This is a genomic window from Curtobacterium guangdongense, from assembly GCF_049341845.1.
GTDB classification, from domain to species: Bacteria; Actinomycetota; Actinomycetes; order Actinomycetales; family Microbacteriaceae; genus Curtobacterium; species Curtobacterium guangdongense.
The window spans coordinates 1-20,416 of the sequence record NZ_JBMPIT010000019.1 but is presented as its reverse complement, the minus strand read 5'-3'; the positions used below and the strand labels follow the sequence as shown (position 1 = coordinate 20,416).

Sequence of the window (20,416 nt, the reverse complement as noted above, 5' to 3'; positions counted from 1 at the left end):
CGCGAGCGGGCGCGCGCGGGAGGCCCGGTGCCAGCTGGCACCGGGCCTCCCGTCCGTTTCGGACCGACTACCGGGCGGTGGTCGCGTTCTGCGGCCGGACCACCTCGGTCAGCCACGCGAGGATGCGGGCGTCGAACCAGTCGGCGTCGTGGTTCCAGAGCTTGGTGTGCCGCGCGACGTGCGCGACCTCGAGCCGGACCAGGTCCGGCCGCGCGGCGGCGAGTGCGTGCGAGGCGGACGACGGGACGAAGCCGTCGTCGTCGCTGTGCAGCAGCAGGATCGGGACGGTGAGCTCGTCGGCCCGCGCGACCATGTCGAGCTCCCGGAGGTCGACCGGGTGCTTCAGGCCGGCGAGCCGGTGCAGGACCGGCGTCCGGAGCACGCGCTGGGCGACCTTCCGGACCACGCGCGGCAGCCGCATCGCCTGGCTCTGCGACTTGAGGACCGCGTTCCAGTCGACCACGGCCGACTCGAGCACGACGCCGTCGACGAGCCGCGCGAAGGACGACCGCAGCAGCGTCTGCAGGACGACCGCGCCGCCCATCGACCACCCCATCAGCACGACGCTCGTCGCGCCCTGGCCGTCGACCCAGCGGAGGGCGGCGTCGATGTCCTCCCACTCGGTGCTCCCGAGGCCGTACCGTCCGTCGTCGCTCTTCGGGGCGACGCCGTCGTTCCGCCACGAGGCGAGGAGGACCGAGTAGCCGGCGGCGCGGAACACCGGGACGGCGCGGATCGTCTCGGCACGGGTGACGCCGCGACCGTGCACGAGGACCGCCCACGGCGCGGCGGGGTCGTCGGCGCGGACGACCCACGCCGGTGCCGGGCCGTTCGGTGTCGGGACGTCGATGTCCTCCACCGGGACGTCGAGCTCGCCCGGGGTGAGGTAGAACCAGCCACCCCAGCGGCCGCGACGGGCGCTCGTGGGGTCACCGGCGTCGACGGCGATGATGCTGCGGGTCACGGTGGTCGGGGTCGTGCCGAGGACGTCGCCGACGCGCATGTGCCCGGTACCGCCGCCGAACCAGAGGCTGTAGCGCCCCTGCAGCTCGGTGTCGGGCGTCCGTTCGAGCGTCACGGTCTTCCGGACCGGGTCGACCGCCACGATGGGCACCCGTTCGGTCCGCTTGCGGTCCGGCGTGACGACCATCCGGGCGATCGCGGCGACGAAGCCACCGACCACCGCGGTCCCGACGGCGGCGGCTGCGATGCCGGCGCCGAGGGCGACGAGCCCGGCCGACCTCGCCGTGTCCTGGACCGGGTCATCGGCGGGTCGCGCGGAACGGGACATGGTCCGGAGCCTAGTCTGCATTCGTGTCCGAAACCCGAGAGCCCGAGGCCTTCGCGCAGCTCCGCGCGTTCGTGTCCTCGGGCGGGACCCGCACCGAGACGACGGTCACCGAGATCCCCTCCCCGAGCCGCATGGCCCCGTTCTCGATCGCCCTCGCGGCGGACGTCTCCGGGGCGGCGCACGGGGTCGACTCCGACCTCGGCACCGGTCGGTTCATCGCGCTGTACGACCCCGCCGAGCCCGAGGGCTGGCACGGGCCGTTCCGCATCGTGACCTTCGCGCAGGCCCCGCTCGAACCGGAGATCGGCGTCGACGAGTTCGTCGCCGACGTCACGTGGAGCTGGCTCGTCGACGCGCTCGAGGCACACGGTGCGACGTACGACCACGCGTCGGGCACCGCTACCAAGATCATCTCCCGCGGCTACGGCGAGCTCGCGGCCCAGGGCGACGGCGCACAGCTGGAGCTCCGGGCCTCGTGGACCCCGCACGTCACGGACGTCGACGGCAGCGACCTCGTCGCGCACGTCGAGGCGTGGGAGGAGATCGTCGCCATGCTCGCAGGACTGCCCCCGTCGTCGGACGGCGTGACGCTGCTCGGCCCCAGGAGGCTCGCGAAGTGACTGACCCCGTACCGAACCCCGTCGTCCCCTCGTTCGAAGAGGGGCACGACGCGGTCAAGGTCATCGAGTCGCGTGCGGACTACCTCGATGCGGTCGCCGCGATCGCGTCCGGACACGGCCCGGTCGCCGTCGACGCCGAGCGCGCCAGCGGCTACAAGTACTCGCAGCGCGCCTACCTGATCCAGGTGTTCCGCCGCGGCGCCGGTGCGTTCCTCTTAGACCCCATCGCGATCGGCTCGTTCCAGGAGCTGCAGGACGCGATCGTCGACGAGGAGTGGCTCTTCCACGCCGCTTCGCAGGACCTGCCGTGTCTCCGCGAGGTCGGGCTCGACCCGTCGCGGATCTTCGACACCGAGCTCGGTGCCCGCATCGCCGGGTTCCCCCGCGTCGGCCTCGGCGCCGTCGTGGAGCAGCTCCTCGGCATCACGCTCGCGAAGGCCCACTCCGCGGCCGACTGGTCCACCCGGCCGCTCCCGCAGTCGTGGTTGGTCTACGCCGCACTCGACGTCGAGCTGCTCCCCGACCTCCGCGACGCCCTCGCCGCGAAGCTCGAGGAGTCCGGCAAGTCCGAGATCGCGCGGCAGGAGTTCGACGCGGTCCTGCACCGGGCGCCGAAGCCCCCGCGTGCCGAGCCGTGGCGCCGCCTGTCCGGGATGCACGCCCTCCGTGGACAGCGCGCCCTGGCGATCGCCCGCGCACTCTGGGAGGTCCGTGACGCCTTCGCGCAGGAGACCGACGTCTCGCCGGGTCGCACGATCCCGGACTCCGCGATCGTCGCCGCCGCCGCAGCAGCTCCGGAGTCCCGCAAGGACCTCGCCGCGCTGAAGGCGTTCACCGGCCGCGCCAGCCGGTCCGAGCTCGACCGGTGGTGGGCCGCCGTGGATGCCGGCCGGACGACCGACGACCTGCCACGACTGCGCGGCAAGGGCGAACCGACCCTCCCGCCGCCGCGTGCGTGGGCCGACCGCAACCCGGAGGCCGACCGGCGGTACAAGGCAGCACGCGCCGCGATGACCGCCCGCGCCGAGGAGCTCGACCTGCCGCTCGAGAACCTGCTCACGCCGGACACCCTCCGCGCCATCGCGTGGGAACCGCCGACGCCGGCCACGGCCGAGTCGGTCGCCGCCGCCCTCGTCGCGCTCGACGCACGACCGTGGCAGGTCGAGGAGTCCGCGTCGCGGATCGCCGACGCCTTTGTCGCAGCCGGACAGGAGCCGTCCACCGAGGCTCCTGCCTCGTCGTAGGAACCGACCAACCGAGGTGCGTCTCCTCAGCCGTGGGGCATAGCGTCGGGTGCGTCGTCGGGGTGCGCCCCGACCAGGGCGGGACGACCCGATCGTCCGGCTCGATCGATGTTGATCTTCTGGAGGCCAGCTTTGCCAAAGGCATCAGACGTCGTCTTCGTTGACGGCGTGCGGACACCGTTCGGACGTGCCGGGGAGAAGGGGGTGTTCTGGCGGACCCGCGCCGACGACCTCGCCGTCCACGCGATGCGCGGGTTGCTCGACCGGAACGCGTCACTCGACCACGCGGCCGTCGACGACGTGGCGGTCGCCGCGACGACGCAGCAGGGCGACCAGGGGCTGACCCTCGGACGCACCGTCGGCATGCTCGCCGGCCTGCCGAAGTCCGTGCCCGGCTACGCCATCGACCGCATGTGTGCCGGTGCCATGACGAGCGTGACGACCCTCGCCGGCGCGATCGCGTTCGGTGCGGCCGACATCGCCATCGCCGGTGGAGTCGAGCACATGGGACGCCACCCGATGGGCTTCAACTCCGACCCGAACCCGCGGTTCATCGCCGAGCGCATGGTGAACGCCGACGCGCTGGTCATGGGCAAGACCGCCGAGCGGCTGCACGACCGGTTCCCGGCGATCACGAAGGACCGCACCGACGCCTACGCCGTGCAGTCACAGCAGCGGTACGCCGCCGCGTGGGCCGCCGGCAAGCTGCAGCCGGACCTCGTGCCCGTCGAGGTGAACACCGGCGAGGGCTGGGACATCGTCTCCGGCGACGAGCCGCCCCGCCCGGGCACCACGCTCGAGGCACTCGCGGCGCTGAAGACCCCGTTCCGTCCGCACGGCCGGGTCACCGCAGGCAACGCGGCCGGCCTCAACGACGGCGCGACGATGAGTCTCCTGGCCTCCGACGCCGGCGCGAAGCAGTTCGGCCTCGAGCCGAAGATGCGCATGGTGTCCTTCGCCTTCGCGGGCGTCGACCCCGAGGTGATGGGTGTCGGTCCGGTCCCCGCGACGGACAAGGCACTCGCCAAGGCCGGGCTGTCGATCGACGACATCGGCCTCTTCGAGATCAACGAGGCGTTCGCCGTGCAGGTGCTCGCCTTCCTCGACAACTACGGCATCGCGCAGGACTCCACGAACGTGAACGCCTGGGGCGGCGCGATCGCCGTCGGGCACCCGCTCGCGTCGAGCGGCGTCCGCCTGATGACCCAGCTCGCGGCGCAGTTCGCCGAGCGTCCCGACGTCAAGTACGGCATCACGACGATGTGCATCGGGCTCGGCCAGGGCGGAACCGTCATCTGGGAGAACCCGCACTTCAGCAAGTCAGCGGCACGGAAGGCGGCATGACCATGACCCTCGTCGACAACGACCGACTGCTCGCCCTCTCCGAGCACGAGGTCGTCACCCACTCGTACCTGAAGCACGTCGCGCTGCCATCCGGCGGCACGCTCGGACTCATCACGCTCGACAACGGCAAGGACTACAAGCGTCCGTCGACGCTCGGGCCGCGCACCCTCCACGAGCTCTCCGGCGTGCTCGACACGCTCAAGACCGAGGCGGCCGCCGGCACCGTGCAGGCCGTCGCCGTCACGGGCAAGGAGTACTGCTTCGCTGCAGGGGCCGACCTCTCCCAGGCCGCCTCCGTGCCGTCGCGGGACGTCGCGCACGACCTCGCGGCACTCGGGCACGCCACGCTCCGGAAGTTCAGCGACCTCGGTGTCCCGTCGTTCGCGCTGATCAACGGGATCGCCCTCGGCGGTGGCCTGGAGATCGGGCTGCACTGCACCTACCGCGCGTTCTCCTCGGCCGCGCAGGGCATCGGTCTCCCCGAGGTGTTCCTCGGCATCATCCCCGGCTGGGGCGGCGCGACGCTGCTCCCCCGCCTGATCGGTCCGGAGAAGGCGCTCCGCGTCATCGTCGAGAACCCGCTGAAGAACAACCGGCTGATGGACGGCCCCGCCGCGGTGGAGCTCGGCATCGGCGACGCGCTCATCCCGTCGGTGACGTTCCTGCCGTCCGCCGTGGCGTGGATCGACGGCGTCGTGTCCGGCACCACGAAGGTCGTCAGGAAGAACGAGCCCGGCATGCTCGAGAAGGCCGCGTGGGGCACGGTCGTCAAGGTCGCGCGCTCGCAGGTCGCGTCCAAGATCGGCACGGTGCCGAAGTCGCCGTTCCGCGCGCTCGACCTGGTCGCCGCCGCGCGCAGCGGGTCACTCGACGAGCGCTTCGCCGGCGAGGACGACGCCCTCGCCGACCTCATCTCGGGCGACCAGTTCGCCGCGTCGATGTACGCGTTCGACCTCGTGCAGAAGCGTGCGAAGAAGCCCGTCGGCGCACCGACCGACGTCGAGCCGAAGAAGATCACGAAGGTCGGCGTCCTCGGCGCCGGACTCATGGCGTCGCAGTTCGCGCTGCTCTTCGCCCGCCGACTCGGCGTCCCCGTGGTCATCACCGACGTCTCGCAGGAGCGCGTGGACGCCGGCGTGGCACGAATCCGCTCCTCCGTCGACGAGCTGCTCGCCAAGGGCCGCGTCTCCCAGGACGACGCCAACCGGATCAGCGCACTCGTCAGCGGCTCGGTGTCCTACGACGCGTTCGCGGACGCCGACTGGGTGATCGAGGCCGTGTTCGAGGAGATGTCCGTCAAGCAGGACGTGCTCGCCGCCATCGAGAAGGTGATCGCGCCCGACGCGATCCTCGCCACGAACACCTCGTCGCTGTCCGTCGCCGAGATGGCGTCCGTGCTGACGAACCCGGAGCGCCTGGTCGGGTTCCACTTCTTCAACCCGGTGGCCGTGATGCCCCTGGTCGAGGTCGTCCGCGCGTCCGAGACCTCGGACGAGGCCGTCGCAACGGCGCTGTCCGTCGCGAAGACACTCAAGAAGACGGCGATCGTCACGGCCGACCAGCCGGGCTTCGTCGTGAACCGGGTGCTCGCGCGCGTGCTGGGCGAAGCCATGCGCGGCGTCGAGGGGGGCACGCCGTTCGAGGTCGTCGCGGAGGGTGCGGCGCCGCTCGGGCTGCCGATGTCCCCGTTCGAGCTGCTCGAGCTCGTCGGCCTGCCGGTCGGAGCGCACGTGCTCGACTCCCACCACGCTGCGTGGCCGGAGCGCTTCTACCCCGGCGACGGGCTGAAGCGGATCGCCGAGTTCGGTCACATCCTGACGCGCGACAAGAAGGGCAACGCGACGGGCTACGACCCCGCCGCCGTGAAGCTCGTCGCGCCCGCGAAGAAGGACGCGGACGCCGTGGACGCGGCAACGATGCAGCAGCGCTTCGAGGACGCCCTCGCCGATGAGTTGCACCGCATGCTGGCGGACGGTGTGGTCGAGCACGTCGAGGAGATCGACCTCGGGCTGATCCTCGGCGCTGGGTACCCGTTCCAGGCCGGCGGGATCAGCCCGTACCTGGACCGCTCCGGAGCGTCCGAGCGCGTCTTCGGCGGTACGTTCCACGACCCCGCGATCGTGGGCCCGGCGTCCCGCTGACGCCCGCCCGCACCGCACCGCGAAACGGACACAGCACCACGGGATCCCGTGGTGCTGTGTCCGTTTCGCGGTTCCGAACGGGCGTCAGCGCTCGGCGGACTCCCGCGACCGCGCCGGCTTCGCCTGGGGCAGCTTCGTCCCGACGACCTGGTCGATGACGTCGCGGGCGATCGCCTGCGCCGTGAGCCCGGCGTCGTGCAGGATCTGGGCGCGGGTGGCGTGGTCGATGAACTCGTCCGGCAGCCCGAGCTCGTTCACCCCGGTGTCGACGCCGGCCGCGCGGAGGTCCTGCCGCAGCCGCGTCCCGACACCGCCGACACGGACGCCGTCCTCGATCGTGATGACCAGCCGGTGGTCGCGCGAGAGGTCGATGAGCGACGCCGGGATCGGCACGACCCACCGTGGATCGACCACGGTGACGCCGATGCCCTGCGCCTCGAGCAGTGCGGCGGCCTCGAGCGCGACCGGCACCATCGACCCGACGGCCACGATCAGCACGTCGTCCGATGCGGCAGCGGCGTGCAGCACGTCCACGCCGTCCGACAGCCGTGACACCGCGGGGATGTCCGGCCCGACCTGCCCCTTCGACCAGCGCAGCACCGTCGGCGCGTCCTCGATCGCCACCGCCTCGCGGAGCTCCTCGCGCAGGGTCGCCGCGTCACGCGGTGCCGCGATCCGGATCCCCGGGACGACCTGCAGCAGCGCGAGGTCCCACATCCCGTGGTGCGACGGACCGTCCGGGCCGGTGACACCGGCACGGTCGAGCACGAACGTCACCCCGGCACGGTGCAGCGCCACGTCCATCAGCACCTGGTCGAACGCACGGTTGAGGAACGTGGCGTAGAGGGCGACCACGGGGTGCAGTCCGCCGTAGGCGAGCCCCGCGGCGCTGGTGACGGCGTGCTGCTCGGCGATCCCGACGTCGATCACGCGTGAGGGGTGCCGCTGCTGGAACAGGTGCAGCCCGGTCGGCCGGAGCATGGCCGCCGTGATCGCCACGATGCGCGGGTCCTCATCGCCGAGGTCCGCGAGCGACGACGCGAACACCGAGGTCCACGACGGACCCGAGGCGGTGTCGAGCGACTCCCCCGTCTCCGGGTCGATGTGCCCGACGGCGTGGAACTGGTCCGCCTGGTCGCGCAGCGCCGGCTCGAAGCCGTGGCCCTTCTCGGTGATCGCGTGCACGATGACCGGGGCGCCGTACTCCTTGGCCTGCCGGAGTGCGCTCTCCATGGCCTGCTGGTCGTGTCCGTTGACCGGACCGATGTACTTGATGTCGAGGTTCGAGTAGAGCGCCTCATTGTTCGTCAGCCGCGACAGGAAGCCGTGCAGTCCGCCGCGCATCCCGCGGTACACCGCACGCCCGGGAGCCCCGAAGCGCGCTGCTGCCGCCTGGGTCTTCTCGTACAGGGCGCGGTACTCGCGACGCGTGCGCACGGAGTTCAGGTAGCGCGCCATGCCACCGATCGTCGGGGCGTAGGACCGACCGTTGTCGTTGACGACGATCACCAGGCGGCGGTCGTTGTCGTCCGAGATGTTGTTGAGCGCCTCCCACGTCATCCCGCCCGTGAGCGCGCCGTCACCGACCACGGCGACGACGGTCCGGTCGTGCTGCCCGGTCTGCCGGAAGGCCCGGGATATCCCGTCGGCCCAGGAGAGCGACGAGGACGCGTGCGAGGACTCCACGATGTCGTGCTCCGACTCGCTCCGCTGCGGGTAGCCGGCGATGCCGCCGCGCTCCCGGAGGTGCGAGAAGTCCTGCCGCCCGGTGACGATCTTGTGCACGTACGACTGGTGGCCGGTGTCGAACACGAAGGGGTCGTTCGGCGAGTCGAACACCCGGTGCATCGCGAGCGTCAGCTCGACGACGCCGAGGTTCGGCCCGAGGTGCCCACCGGTCTTCGCGACCTCGGCGACGAGGAACCGCCGGATCTCGGCGGACAGTTCCGTCATCTGGGCGTCGGAGAGACGCTTCAGGTCGCGCGGCGACGTGATGCTGGCGAGCAGACTCACGGGCGCTCCTTTCGTGCGGCGAAGGCCCCATGCTATTCGCGCAACCAGCAGACGGACCGGAGGCTCGGTGCGGGTCGCGCACCGAGCCTCCAGTCCGTCATGTGGTCGCGTCAGCGACCTGTGCTCACCTCGCTCAGACGAGCGAGCGGAGCACGTACTGCAGGATGCCGCCGTTGCGGTAGTAGTCGGCCTCACCGGGGGTGTCGATGCGGACGACCGCGTCGAACTCCACGGTCTCCTTGCCGGCGGGCGAGTGCTCGCTCGGCGTCGCGGTGACGTGGACCGTCTTCGGCGTGCGCCCCTCGTTCAGCTCCGTGAGGCCCGAGATCGAGACGACCTCGGTGCCGTCGAGCCCGAGGGACTCGATCGACTCGCCTGCCGGGAACTGCAGCGGGACGACGCCCATGCCGATGAGGTTCGAGCGGTGGATGCGCTCGAAGCTCTCGGTGATGACGGCCTTGACGCCGAGGAGGTTCGTGCCCTTCGCAGCCCAGTCGCGCGACGAGCCGGAGCCGTACTCCTTGCCGCCGAACACGACGAGCGGGATGCCCTGCTCCTGGTAGTGCTGTGACGCGTCGTAGATGAACGACTGCTCGCCGTCGGGCGTGGTGAAGTCGCGGGTGTAGCCGCCCTCCACCCCGTCGAGGAGCTGGTTGCGCAGACGGATGTTCGCGAACGTGCCGCGGATCATGACCTCGTGGTTGCCGCGGCGCGAGCCGTAGGAGTTGAAGTCCTTGCGGTCCACACCGTGCTCGGCGAGGTACTTGCCCGCCGGGCTGTCGGCCTTGATCGAACCGGCGGGCGAGATGTGGTCGGTCGTGACCGAGTCGCCGAGCTTCGCGAGGACGCGCGCACCGGAGATGTCGGAGACAGCGTCCGGCGTCATCGTCATGCCCTCGAAGTACGGGGGCTTCCGCACGTAGGTCGACTCGGTGTCCCACTCGAAGGTGTCGCCCGTCGGGGTCGGCAGGTTCTTCCAGCGGTCGTCGCCCTCGAACACGGAGCCGTACTCGTGGGTGAACATGTCGGTGTCGATCGAGGCGTCGATGACCTGCTGGACCTCGGCCGTGTCGGGCCAGATGTCCGCCAGGTAGACGTCGTTGCCGTCCTGGTCCTGCCCGAGCGCGTCCTTGTCGAAGTCGAAGTGCATCGACCCGGCGAGGGCGTACGCGATGACCAGCGGCGGGGACGCCAGGTAGTTCATCTTGACGTCCGGGTTGATCCGGCCCTCGAAGTTGCGGTTGCCCGAGAGCACCGCGGTCACGGCGAGGTCGTTGTCCTGCACGGCCTGCGAGATCTCCTCGGGCAGCGGGCCCGAGTTGCCGATGCAGGTGGTGCAGCCGTAGCCGACCGTGTAGAAGCCGAGCTGCTCGAGGTAGGTCGTGAGACCGGCCTTCTCGTAGTAGTCGGTGACGACCTTCGAACCAGGGGCGAGCGTGGTCTTGACCCACGGCTTCGCGGTCAGGCCCTTGTTCGCGGCGTTCCGGGCGAGGATCCCCGCGGCCATCATGACCGACGGGTTCGACGTGTTCGTGCACGAGGTGATCGCGGCGATCGCGACGGCGCCGTGGTCGATCGTGAACGGGTCGGCGCCGTCCATCGCGACCTTGGTCGGCTGCGACGCCGTGGACGGGGCGCTCGAGACGTAGACGTGCTCGTGCGTCGTCGTGTCCTCGGTCGTGGAGCCCGCGGCGATCGGGTCGGACGCGGGGAAGGTGTCCTCGACCGCGTCGTCCAGGTCCGTCTGCACGGCCGGGTCGGTGTAGTTGGCGAGGTCGACCTCGAACTGGTCCTTCGCCTTCGACAGCTCGATGCGGTCCTGCGGGCGCTTCGGGCCGGAGATGGACGGGACGACCGTGGAGAGGTCGAGCTCCATGTACTCGGAGTACGCCGGCTCGACCGAGGCGTCGTGCCACAGGCCCTGCGTCTTGGAGTACGCCTCGACCAGCGCGATCTGCGCCTCGTCGCGACCGGTCAGGCGGAGGTAGTCGAGCGTGACCTCGTCGACCGGGAAGATCGCCGCGGTGGAGCCGAACTCCGGCGACATGTTGCCGATCGTGGCGCGGTTCGCGAGCGGGACGGCGCTGACGCCCTCGCCGTAGAACTCGACGAACTTGCCGACGACACCGTGCTTCCGGAGCTCCTGCGTGATGGTGAGCACCACGTCGGTCGCGGTCACGCCTGCGGGGATCTCACCCGAGAGCTTGAAGCCGACGACCTTCGGGATGAGCATCGACACGGGCTGGCCGAGCATCGCGGCTTCTGCCTCGATGCCGCCGACGCCCCAGCCGAGCACGCCGAGGCCGTTGACCATCGTCGTGTGCGAGTCGGTGCCGACGAGCGTGTCGGGGTAGGCGTAGGTCTCGCCGTCGAAGTCACGCGTGTAGGTGACCTTCGCCAGGTACTCGATGTTGACCTGGTGGACGATGCCGGTTCCCGGCGGGACGACCTTGAAGTCCTCGAACGCGGTCTGGCCCCAGCGGAGGAACTGGTAGCGCTCACCGTTCCGCTCGTACTCGAGGTCGGTGTTGCGCTGGAGCGCGTCCTCGCGACCGAACAGGTCGGCGATGACCGAGTGGTCGATGACCATCTCGGCCGGCGACAGCGGGTTGATCTTGTTCGGGTCGCCGCCGATCGTGGCCATCGCCTCGCGCATGGTGGCAAGGTCGACGATGCACGGCACGCCGGTGAAGTCCTGCATGACGACGCGAGCCGGCGAGAACTGGATCTCGGTGTCCGGGTCGGCCTCGGGACGCCAGTTGCCGAGCGAGCGGATCTGGTCCGCCGTGACGTTCTTGCCGTCCTCGGTGCGGAGGAGGTTCTCGAGCAGCACCTTCAGGCTGTACGGGAGCTTCTCGTGACCGGGGACCGAGTCGATCCGGTGGATCGCGTAGTCGACACCCCCAACCGACAGTGTGTCCTTCGAGCCGAAGCTATTGACTGCAGCCACCGTGCCGCCTCCCTACTGATCGGTTTGCCCTCATCCTTGCGGGCCGTGGACCGTCCCACCAGCAAGGCAAACCTAAACCCCCGACGCTGCGGTGCCCCGGGGGAAACTATCTCGATGTCGAGATAACTCTACACCGTGGCCGCGTCGTCGTCGTGCCGGGGGCGCTCGTCGTGCCGGAAGACCGTCCGGACCAGCAGCCACGTCACCCAGAGCAGCGCGGCGTAGAGCGGGACCCCGGTGATGAGCTTGATCGCCGCGAGCAGCTCGACCTGCGCGGCGAGGTACAGCGGGATCTCGATGACCAGGCGGAGCGCGAAGAGGCCGACCCACATCCACGTGGCGACCGTGAGCACCCGGCGCTTGGCGGGGTCGGCACGCCAGTCCATGGGACCGCCGTCGTCGCCCTGCGCGAGCAGCCCGACGATCAGCCCGATGAGCGGGCGCCGGATCGCGAGCGTCACGAGGAGCACCAGCAGGCAGACCAGGTTGATGACGATCCCGGGGATGAAGTTGCTCTCGGCCTTGCCCGTGATGAGCGCGAGGCCGGCGGAGATCGCCACGCCGAGGATGCCGGCGAACGACATCGCGAGGGACTGCCGCTGCAGCAGTCGCAGCACGACGAACACGAGCCCGACGACGACCGGGATCACGACGCTCGGGACGAGTTCCTTCGTGATCGCGTACACGATGAGGAACGCGAACCCGGGCAGCACCGATTCCGCGAGTCCCCGGACGCCGCCGACTGCGCCGACGAGGGCCCTGCCGGACGGCGCCTCGCCGGGCGCCACCTTCGCGATGCCCGCGTTCCGGACGGCGTCGCGGAGCTGTGCGTTCAGCGACAGGGGCTGCTCGCGCTCATCAGCGAAGCGGTCGTCACGGTCGTCACGGTCGTCGTGCTGCTCGGGCAACGGTGCTCCGGATCAGATGGCCGACTGCGTCGACTTCGGCATGTGCAGTGGGATGAGGTCACGCGGCGGCATCGGCGTGGTGCCACGGACCACCACGACGCTGCGGAACAGGTCCTCGATCTCCTCGGCGTCGTCCGGCTGCTCGGCGGCCTTGCCCGCGATCACGCCGCGGAGGAACCAGCGGGGGCCGTCGACGCCGATGAACCGGGCCGGGCGAGCGCCAGCAGCGCCGCCGTCACCGTCCACCACGACGGGGACCGAGGCACGGAGCTCGGGACCGAACGGGCCGTCGACCTCGGTCACGGAGCCGCCCTGGCGCTCGATCTGCTCGGCGATCTGCGCCCGGATCTCGTGCCAGAGACCGGTCGACCGCGGCGCGGCGAAGGGCTGGACCTGGAGCGTGGACTCGTCGTAGTCGAGCCCGACGGCGACGACGCGCTGGGAGCCCTCCTCGACCTCGAGCCGGAGGTGCAGGCCCTCGCGCGGCAGGATCTTCACGCCGCCGAGGTCCACGTACGGCCGGACCGGGTTCGCCTCGGTTTCGTCGAGCGGACCCGCTTCCTCCCGGTCGTCGGGAGCGGACTTGCCGGTCGGAGCGAACTCCACGACCTCGTCGAGTCCCGAGTCCGCCTCGTCGGCGAGCTCGACCTCTGGTGTCGTCTCCGCGACCTCGACGTCGGCGGCGACCTCTGCGGCCACCTCGACCTCGTCGCGCTTGCGTCGGCCGATCCTCATGCTCGCGTTCCTTCCTGCTGGTTCGTGACACCGTAGCCCGACGAGCCGAAGCCACCCTGGCCACGGACGCTGTCCGGGAGCTCGTCCACCCGCGAGAACGTCACACGCGGCACGGGCATCACGATCATCTGGGCGATGCGGTCGCCGACGTGCACCTCGTACGGCTCGGCGACGTCGGTGTTGAGCAGCGAGACCTTGATCTCGCCGCGGTACCCCGAGTCGACGGTGCCCGGCGAGTTCACGATCGTGATGCCGTGCTTCGCCGCGAGACCACTGCGCGGGACGACGAACGCCGCGTACCCCTCCGGCAGTGCGATCGAGAGCCCCGTCGGCACGAGACGCCGCTCGCCCGGTGCGAGCACGAACGCCTCGGTCGAGACGAGGTCGGCACCGGCATCACCGGGGTGGGCGTAGCCGGGAGCGTTCTCCCCGGTCCAGGGCACGTCGACTGGTTCGGTCACGTGTCGAGGGTAGTGCAGACCGTGACCGTTCCGTGACCTGCCCCGAGTCGTGATCGAATGGGGTCGTGACCCTGTACCGCGAACGCCTCTGGGCGCCACCGATCCTGTACCTGGCGACGGCGCTCGTCATCCCGGCGAGCCTGCTCGTCTTCCTGCCGATCAACATCGCGACGGGCATCATCGTCGCCGCGTGCATGGAGATCGCCGTCCTGGTGCTCCTGTGGGTCCTCGCACCCGTGATCGAGGTGACGGAGACCGAGTTCCGTGCAGGACGCGCACACCTGCCCCGCACGCTCGTGGGCGAGGTCGCCGGCTACACCGGCGCCGAGGCGACGACGCAGCGCGGCCCGAAGCTCGACGCGCGCGCCTGGACGCTCTTCCGCGGCTACGTGAAGGGCGTCGTCAAGGTCGAGGTCCGGGACGACGCCGACCCCACGCCGTACTGGCTCGTCAGCGTGCGGAACCCGCAGAAGGTCGCCGCCGCGCTCGCTTCCTGAGGCACGCCTGCCAGATCGAGTGCGCAGGAACGGCGCCCCGGCCCCGCCGCGCGTCGCCACGACTGCGCACTCACCGGCCCGCCGCCACCGCCGGACGGGAGGCTCGGTGCCGGCCCGCCACGAGCCTCCAGTCCGCCCCTGGTCGCCGCACCCGCGTGACCGAGTGCGCAGAAACGGCGCCCCGGCACCGCCGCAGGTCGCCACGACTGCGCACTCGTGCCGCCACCCGTCGGACGGGAGGCACGGTGCCGGGCCGCCACTGACCTCCCGTCCGCGCCCGGTCGAGTGCGCAGAAGCGGCGGCCCGCCGCCGCCGCGCGTCGTCACGTCTGCACACTCGTCCCACCCCGCCACCACCGGACGGGAGGCACGGTGCCGGGCCGCCACGAGCCTCCCGTCCGCGCCCGGCCGACCCGTCAAATCGAGTGCGCCGAAGCGGCGGCCCGCCGCCGCCGCGGATCGCCACGAATGCGCACTCGTCTCGCCACCACCACCGGACGGGAGGCACGGTGCCGGGCCGCCACGAGCCTCCCGTCCGGTGGCCCCGCCGGTCTGCCGCGCCCGGTCGAGTGCGCAGAAACTGCGCTCCGCCGCCGCCGCGCATCGCCACGACTGCGCACTCGTCCCACCCCGCGTCGCCACGACTGCGCACTCACCGGCCCGCCGCCGCGCCGCAGACGTCGAACGGCCCGCATCCCCGAAGGGATGCGGGCCGTCCTCATCTGCGTGTGCCTAGAGCGCCGCGCACTCCGCACAGACCGGGCCGAGCTTCGACTCGTGATCGAGCTGCGAGCGGTGCTTCACGAGGAAGCACTCCACGCACGTGAACTCGTCGACCTGCGGGGGGAGCACGACGACGTCGAGGTCGACGTCGCTGAGGTCCTGACCGGCCAGCTCGAAGCTGCCCGGGTTGTCGGAATCATCATCGACGACCCCCGACATCTTGTCGGGCACGCGCTCCTTGAGGGCCTCGATCGACTCCGAGTCGGAGTTGTCGTCGGTCTTCCGGGGGGCGTCGTAATCGGTGGCCATGCCCATCCATTTCTCGTATCGAGAGGTCGTCGCCGGAGATCGGCGGCGACAGTATCCAACACGCGCCGCCCTGATGCAAACTGAACGTCGGGTGGCTCGTCGTGCCCGTGCAACCAGGCGTTGGCCCGATCCATTCCCGTCGGCCAGGAAACGCTCGACGACATCCACGATCCGATGACGGCGCGCGGCGCGCGCCTCCCCGGAATCCGGTCCGACGCGCTGCATACTTCCCGGGTACGAGGCACGACCGTACGCGACGCTGGGAAGGCGGAACCATGCAAGACGTGAGAGTCATCGGGGTGGAATCCGGGGCACTCCTGCTCGCGACCGACGGCGGCAGCGAGTTCCGGTTGCCCGTCACATCGTCGCTGGCGGGGCAGGTCCGACAGGCGAACCCGGACGGCACGCCGCAGAAGCGCGTGTCACCGAAGGACGTCCAGGCCCGCATCCGCGGTGGTGCCGACGCAGCCGAGGTCGCAGCAGCGCTCGACGTCGACGTCGAGTACGTCCGTCGCTTCGAGGGCCCCGTCCTCGCGGAGCGCGCGTTCATCCTCGACGCCGCGCACCGCGTCCCGGTCACGCCCGTCGACGACGCCACCCCGGACACCTTCGGCGAGGCGATCTCCGCCCGGCTCGAGTCCGGCGACGCCACCGGTGTCGCGTGGTCGAGCTGGAAGCACGCGGAGAACGGCTGGCAGGTGCAGGTCCGCTACACCGCCGCCGAGGTCGAGCACGACGCCCAGTGGCACTTCGACCCGAAGACCTCCACGCTGACGCCGGACAACGGCGACGCGCACCGGCTGTCGCACACCGAGGACGAGGGGCTCGCACCGCGGCTCCGCGCCGTCGAGTTCGACCAGCAGGACACCGACGGCACCCGGTTCGACTCCGGTGCGTTCCGTGTCGACGAGCCGGACGAGGACGTCACGAACCCCGAGGTGGCCGAGCGCGCCCCGCTCCGGGCGCCGCTCCCCCGCATCGGTGCGGCTCAGATCGAGGAACGCGCACCGGGCAACGAGACCGCCGACCTGCTCGAGGCGCTCCGCCGTCGCCGCGGGGAACGCGAGTCCGTGTCGTTCGCCGACCAGCAGCACGACGAGTCGCGAGGGTCGATCAGCGTCGTCGACATCCCGCTGCAGGGGTTCGAGGACCAGTCGGACACCGCACCGCAGTCGGACCAGCGTCCGTCGTCGGCGCCGGAGTCGGAGGGACGGCAGGAGCGCAAGAAGCGCAACCGCCGAGCGATGCCCAGTTGGGACGAGATCGTGTTCGGCACCCGTCCGGAAGAGGACTAGCCCTTCCGGAAGAGGACTAGCCGGCGAAGGCCCCTGCGAGGCGCAGGGGTACGCCGACCTCGTCGTCGGTGAGCGCGCCGTGCTGGCCGATCATCCGCTTCGGGTCTTTCCGCGGGTCGAGGTCGCGATCGTCGTTGAACGCCCACGAACCGCGCGCGACGACGACCACGTCGCCGATCCGCGGACGGACCTCGTCGGCGACGGCGCCGAACCAGTTCGCCGCGATCGCCTCGTCCTTGCTCGCCACGTACGCCCGCTTGCCGTACTTCGTGCGCCAGGCCTCGACGAGGACTGGCACGTCGGTGCCGGGCGCCACGGTGAGCTGCCGGCAGCGGGGGTCCCCAGCAACGCCGACGACGTCCACGAGCAGGTCGGGGTCGATCGCGATGTTCGACTCCTCCGGCACGTCGAGGATGCCGTGGTCCGCGGTGACGACGATGCCGACACCGGCCGCGACGCGTGCGTCCAGGCGCGCGAGTTCCGCGTCGAGCGCCTCGAGCGACGCGGTCCACCGATCGGACTGCCACCCGTGCTTGTGGGCGATCGAGTCGAGCTCCGGTACGTAGAGGTACACGAGCGACCTGCCGACGAGGGTCTCCGCGATCGCGGCGTCGACGCGCTGGGCGATCGTGTCGGCGGGGACGTAGCGCGCGCCGCCGAGGACGTTCGCCGTCATCCCGGACGACCGGTAGCGGGCTGGGCCGACCACGACGGGGTCCACGCCGACCTCGGACGCCGCGGTGAAGAGGGTCGCCGACCGGAGCCAGCCGGCCGGGACCCCGTCGTCCCACCCGCCGAGCATGTTCATGACGACCTCGGTGTCCGGGTTCCACCCGCTGTACCCGACGACGCCGTGCGTGCCGGGAGACCGGCCGGTCGTCAGGGTCGACAGCGCGGCTGCGGTCGTCGTGGGGAACCCGCTCCGCAGGCGCTTCCGGGAGGCCGCCAGGAACCGGGCGTGCCCGGCACGCGCGCCGAGCGCACCGGCTCCCAGACCGTCCACCAGGACGACGACCGCGGAACGGGCGGGGCGGAGGGTGATCCGGGCCTCCAGGCCGTGCTCACGCACCCATGCGTCGTCGACGGCACCGAGCGCCACCAGGCAACTCGGGAGCACGTCGGCGAGGTTCGCGGTGTCGTCGGGGGCCGTCGGTAGGCTTTGGGGCACCCCCCGATCCTCCCAGAAAGGTCCCATGGCACGCACGGACGCAGTCGGTCTGCCCGACGGTGAGCGCATCGAGGACGTCGACGTCTCCGAGGAGATGCAGGGCTCCTTCCTCGAGTACGCGTACTCCGTCATCTACTCACGCGCGCTCCCCGACGCCCGCGACGGACTGAAGCCGGTGCAGCGCCGGATCCTGTACCAGATGGCCGAGATGGGCCTCCGACCGGACCGCGGCCACGTGAAGAGCGCCCGCGTCACCGGCGAGGTGATGGGCAAGCTGCACCCGCACGGCGACGGCGCGATCTACGACGCCCTGGTGCGGATGGCTCAGCCGTTCACGATGCGTGTGCCGCTGGTCGACGGGCACGGCAACTTCGGGTCGCTCGACGACGGTCCGGCCGCTGCCCGGTACACCGAAGCGCGCCTGGCGGAGCCCTCGATGGCGATGACCGAGGGCCTCGGCGAAGACGTCGTCGACTTCGTCCCGAACTACGACAACCAGATCATGCAGCCGGGCGTGCTCCCGGCCGCGTTCCCGAACCTGCTCGTCAACGGCGCGTCGGGCATCGCAGTCGGCATGGCCACCAACATGGCACCGCACAACCTGGGCGAGGTGGTCGAGGCCGCCAAGCACCTGCTGATGAACCCGCAGGCCACGCTCGAAGAGCTGATGGAGTTCGTGCCGGGTCCCGACCTCCCCTCCGGTGGCACGATCGTGGGGCTCACCGGCGTGCGCGACGCCTACGCCACCGGCCGCGGGACGTTCCGGACGCGCGCCAAGGTCGCCGTCGAGAACCTGACCCCGCGGAAGACCGGCCTCGTCGTCACCGAGCTGCCGTACCTCGTCGGTCCGGAACGCGTGATCGAGAAGATCAAGGACGGCGTCCAGTCGAAGAAGCTCGTCGGCATCTCCGACGTCAACGACCTCACCGACCGCAACCACGGGCTCCGGCTCGTCATCGGCATCAAGTCCGGGTTCAACGCCTCCGCCGTGCTCGAGCAGCTGTACAAGCACACGCCGCTCGAAGAGGGCTTCGGCATCAACAACGTCGCGCTCGTCGGCGGGTCACCGCGCACGCTCGGACTGCGCGAGCTCCTCGACGTGTACGTGCAACACCGGCTGGCGGTCGTCACGCGGCGCTCGGAGTACCGCCTCGCGCGGCGACGGGAGCGACTGCACCTCGTCGAGGGCCTCCTCGTCGCGATCCTCGACATCGACGAGGTCATCGAGGTCATCCGGTCCTCGGACGACTCGGAAGCCGCGCGCTCCCGCCTGCAGGACGTCTTCGACCTGTCCGAGGTGCAGGCCGAGTACATCCTCGAGCTCCGTCTCCGCCGCCTGACGAAGTTCTCGCGCCTCGAGCTCGAGGGCGAGCGCGACCAGCTCCTCAGCGAGATCGCCGCGCTCGAGGAACTGCTCGCTTCCGACGAACGACTCCGCGCCCAGGTCGCGCTCGAGCTCACCGAGGTGTCGGACAAGTTCGCGACACCACGCCGGACGCTCCTGACCGAAGCCGACGCACCCGTCCGCGGTGGCAAGAAGGCCGTGGTGAACCCCGAGGACCTGCAGGTCGCGGACTCCCCGTGCCGCGTGCTCCTGTCCACCACGGGTCGACTCATCCGCGTCGACATCCCGACGTCGGAGCTCGGCATCGTGCGGGTGCCGAAGCGATCCAAGCACGACGCCGTCCTCGCCACCGTGGTCAGCACGGTGCGCGGACAGGTCGGCGCGCTGACCTCGACCGGACGCATCGTGCGGTTCTCCCCCGTCGACGTCCCGGCCGTCCCACCGGCGGCAGTGCGTCTCGACGCGGGCGTCCGCGTGAACGACTACCTCGGCATCCCCCGGAACGAGGCCGTGGTCGCGATCGTCGACCTGTCCGGCGCCACTGAGCACTCGCTCGCGATCGGCACAGCCCAGGGCGTCGTGAAGCGTGTCGTCCCGGGAGCGTGGCCGGACAAGCCCGAGTTCGTCGCGATCGGCCTGAAGCCAGGCGATGCCGTCGTCGGTGCCGCTCAGTCTCCAGAGTCCGACGACCTGGTGTTCATCACCTCGAACGCGCAGCTGCTGCGCTTCGGCGCGTCCGTCGTCCGGGCGCAGGGGCTCCCCGCCGGCGGTGTCGCGGGGGTCTCCCTCGCCGCCGACGCCCGGGTCATCTGGTTCGGCGCTGTCGCCCCGTCCGAGGACGCCGTCGTCGCCACGGTCTCCACGTCGTCGTCGGCGCTCCCCGGCACCGACACCGGGCGCGCCAAGGTGTCGTCGCTGTCGGAGTTCCCCGGCAAGGGCCGGGCGACACAGGGCGTCCGGGCGCATGCGTTCCTGAAGGGCGAGGACGGGCTCAGCGTCGCGTGGGCGGGCATCGCTCCCCCGCACGCCGTGGGTTCGGACGGCGCTGCACGGACCCTGCCGGACTGGCTGTCGAAGCGTGACGGGTCGGGCAGCCCGCTCGAGGCCGTCATCGGGTCCATCGGCGGCAGCGCGGCGACGCTCGACGGCACGCGCGGCGAGGCGTAGGGCGCGCCAGCGCGTCACCATGCTGCCGCGCGGCGCGCCACCGGCCTCCGAGGTTTCGCGTTGAGCGACAATCCTCGGGCCCTGGAGCCCGCGAACTGTCGCTCAGCGCGAAACAGCGCCCGCGCTAGATGTAGTTCCCTGGGACGTTGTGAACGGGTGACGTAGAAGAAGACCTCCGGGACGATGTGGGTTACCACACCAACACG

The 20,416-nt window shown here is 70.9% G+C and carries 15 protein-coding genes; 7 read left to right on the top strand and 8 right to left on the bottom strand.

Features of this window, described 5'->3' with window-relative positions; genetic code table 11:
- Positions 1-67: 67 nt before the first annotated feature.
- Entirely contained in the window at positions 68-1,291 is a 1,224-nt protein-coding gene (locus tag ACO0E1_RS18485; RefSeq protein ID WP_422875506.1) for an alpha/beta fold hydrolase, read from the bottom strand.
- Positions 1,292-1,314: 23 nt separating this feature from the next.
- Between ACO0E1_RS18485 and ACO0E1_RS18480 the strand changes: the two genes are divergently transcribed.
- The 4 genes from ACO0E1_RS18480 to ACO0E1_RS18465 all read left to right on the top strand — a co-directional run bounded on the left by ACO0E1_RS18480 (position 1,315) and on the right by ACO0E1_RS18465 (position 6,640).
- A complete protein-coding gene (locus tag ACO0E1_RS18480) occupies positions 1,315-1,911 on the top strand; it encodes a DUF3000 domain-containing protein (protein ID WP_422875505.1) in 597 nt (198 codons plus the stop codon).
- Positions 1,908-3,155, top strand: coding sequence for an HRDC domain-containing protein (locus ACO0E1_RS18475; protein ID WP_422875504.1), 1,248 nt, complete (start codon positions 1,908-1,910; stop codon positions 3,153-3,155). The genes ACO0E1_RS18480 and ACO0E1_RS18475 overlap by 4 nt, the downstream gene beginning before the upstream one ends.
- 108 nt (positions 3,156-3,263) lie before the next feature.
- A complete protein-coding gene (locus tag ACO0E1_RS18470; protein WP_422875503.1) occupies positions 3,264-4,499 on the top strand; it encodes a thiolase family protein in 1,236 nt (411 codons plus the stop codon).
- The gene (locus ACO0E1_RS18465; protein WP_422875502.1) at positions 4,496-6,640 is read left to right on the top strand and encodes a 3-hydroxyacyl-CoA dehydrogenase NAD-binding domain-containing protein; all 2,145 of its coding nucleotides are present in this window, start codon (positions 4,496-4,498) and stop codon (positions 6,638-6,640) included. The genes ACO0E1_RS18470 and ACO0E1_RS18465 overlap by 4 nt, the downstream gene beginning before the upstream one ends.
- 84 nt (positions 6,641-6,724) lie before the next feature.
- Here the strand turns inward: ACO0E1_RS18465 and dxs are convergent, their stop codons facing one another.
- The 5 genes from dxs to dut all read right to left on the bottom strand — a co-directional run bounded on the left by dxs (position 6,725) and on the right by dut (position 13,707).
- Positions 6,725-8,653, bottom strand: a complete 1,929-nt coding sequence (dxs, locus tag ACO0E1_RS18460) for a 1-deoxy-D-xylulose-5-phosphate synthase (RefSeq protein ID WP_422875501.1) — start codon at positions 8,651-8,653, stop codon at positions 6,725-6,727.
- Between the two features lie 133 nt (positions 8,654-8,786).
- Positions 8,787-11,603, bottom strand: a complete 2,817-nt coding sequence (acnA, locus tag ACO0E1_RS18455; RefSeq protein ID WP_422875500.1) for an aconitate hydratase AcnA — start codon at positions 11,601-11,603, stop codon at positions 8,787-8,789.
- A gap of 128 nt (positions 11,604-11,731) precedes the next feature.
- Complete coding sequence (locus ACO0E1_RS18450) at positions 11,732-12,511, bottom strand: DUF3159 domain-containing protein (RefSeq protein ID WP_422875499.1); 780 nt, start codon at positions 12,509-12,511, stop codon at positions 11,732-11,734.
- Between the two features lie 12 nt (positions 12,512-12,523).
- On the bottom strand, positions 12,524-13,246 hold the full coding sequence (locus tag ACO0E1_RS18445) for a DUF3710 domain-containing protein (RefSeq protein WP_413602047.1): 723 nt from the start codon (positions 13,244-13,246) through the stop codon (positions 12,524-12,526).
- A complete protein-coding gene (gene dut / locus ACO0E1_RS18440) occupies positions 13,243-13,707 on the bottom strand; it encodes a dUTP diphosphatase (protein ID WP_422875498.1) in 465 nt (154 codons plus the stop codon). Before dut ends, ACO0E1_RS18445 begins: the two co-directional genes overlap by 4 nt.
- A 65-nt stretch (positions 13,708-13,772) precedes the next feature.
- On the opposite strand from dut, the gene ACO0E1_RS18435 reads away from it, so the two are divergent.
- Entirely contained in the window at positions 13,773-14,204 is a 432-nt protein-coding gene (locus ACO0E1_RS18435) for a DUF3093 domain-containing protein (protein WP_422875497.1), read from the top strand.
- Between the two features lie 731 nt (positions 14,205-14,935).
- On the opposite strand, the gene ACO0E1_RS18430 is transcribed toward ACO0E1_RS18435, so the two are convergent.
- On the bottom strand, positions 14,936-15,235 hold the full coding sequence (locus ACO0E1_RS18430) for a DUF4193 domain-containing protein (protein WP_031263038.1): 300 nt from the start codon (positions 15,233-15,235) through the stop codon (positions 14,936-14,938).
- Positions 15,236-15,510: 275 nt separating this feature from the next.
- Between ACO0E1_RS18430 and sepH the strand changes: the two genes are divergently transcribed.
- Positions 15,511-16,530, top strand: coding sequence for a septation protein SepH (gene sepH, locus ACO0E1_RS18425; protein ID WP_422875496.1), 1,020 nt, complete (start codon positions 15,511-15,513; stop codon positions 16,528-16,530).
- A gap of 16 nt (positions 16,531-16,546) precedes the next feature.
- Here the strand turns inward: sepH and ACO0E1_RS18420 are convergent, their stop codons facing one another.
- Complete coding sequence (locus ACO0E1_RS18420) at positions 16,547-17,698, bottom strand: alkaline phosphatase family protein (protein ID WP_422875495.1); 1,152 nt, start codon at positions 17,696-17,698, stop codon at positions 16,547-16,549.
- A 25-nt stretch (positions 17,699-17,723) separates the two neighbouring features.
- Here ACO0E1_RS18420 and ACO0E1_RS18415 point away from each other — a divergent pair, with 25 nt between their 5' ends.
- Entirely contained in the window at positions 17,724-20,210 is a 2,487-nt protein-coding gene (locus tag ACO0E1_RS18415; protein WP_422875494.1) for a DNA gyrase/topoisomerase IV subunit A, read from the top strand.
- Positions 20,211-20,416: the final 206 nt, after the last annotated feature.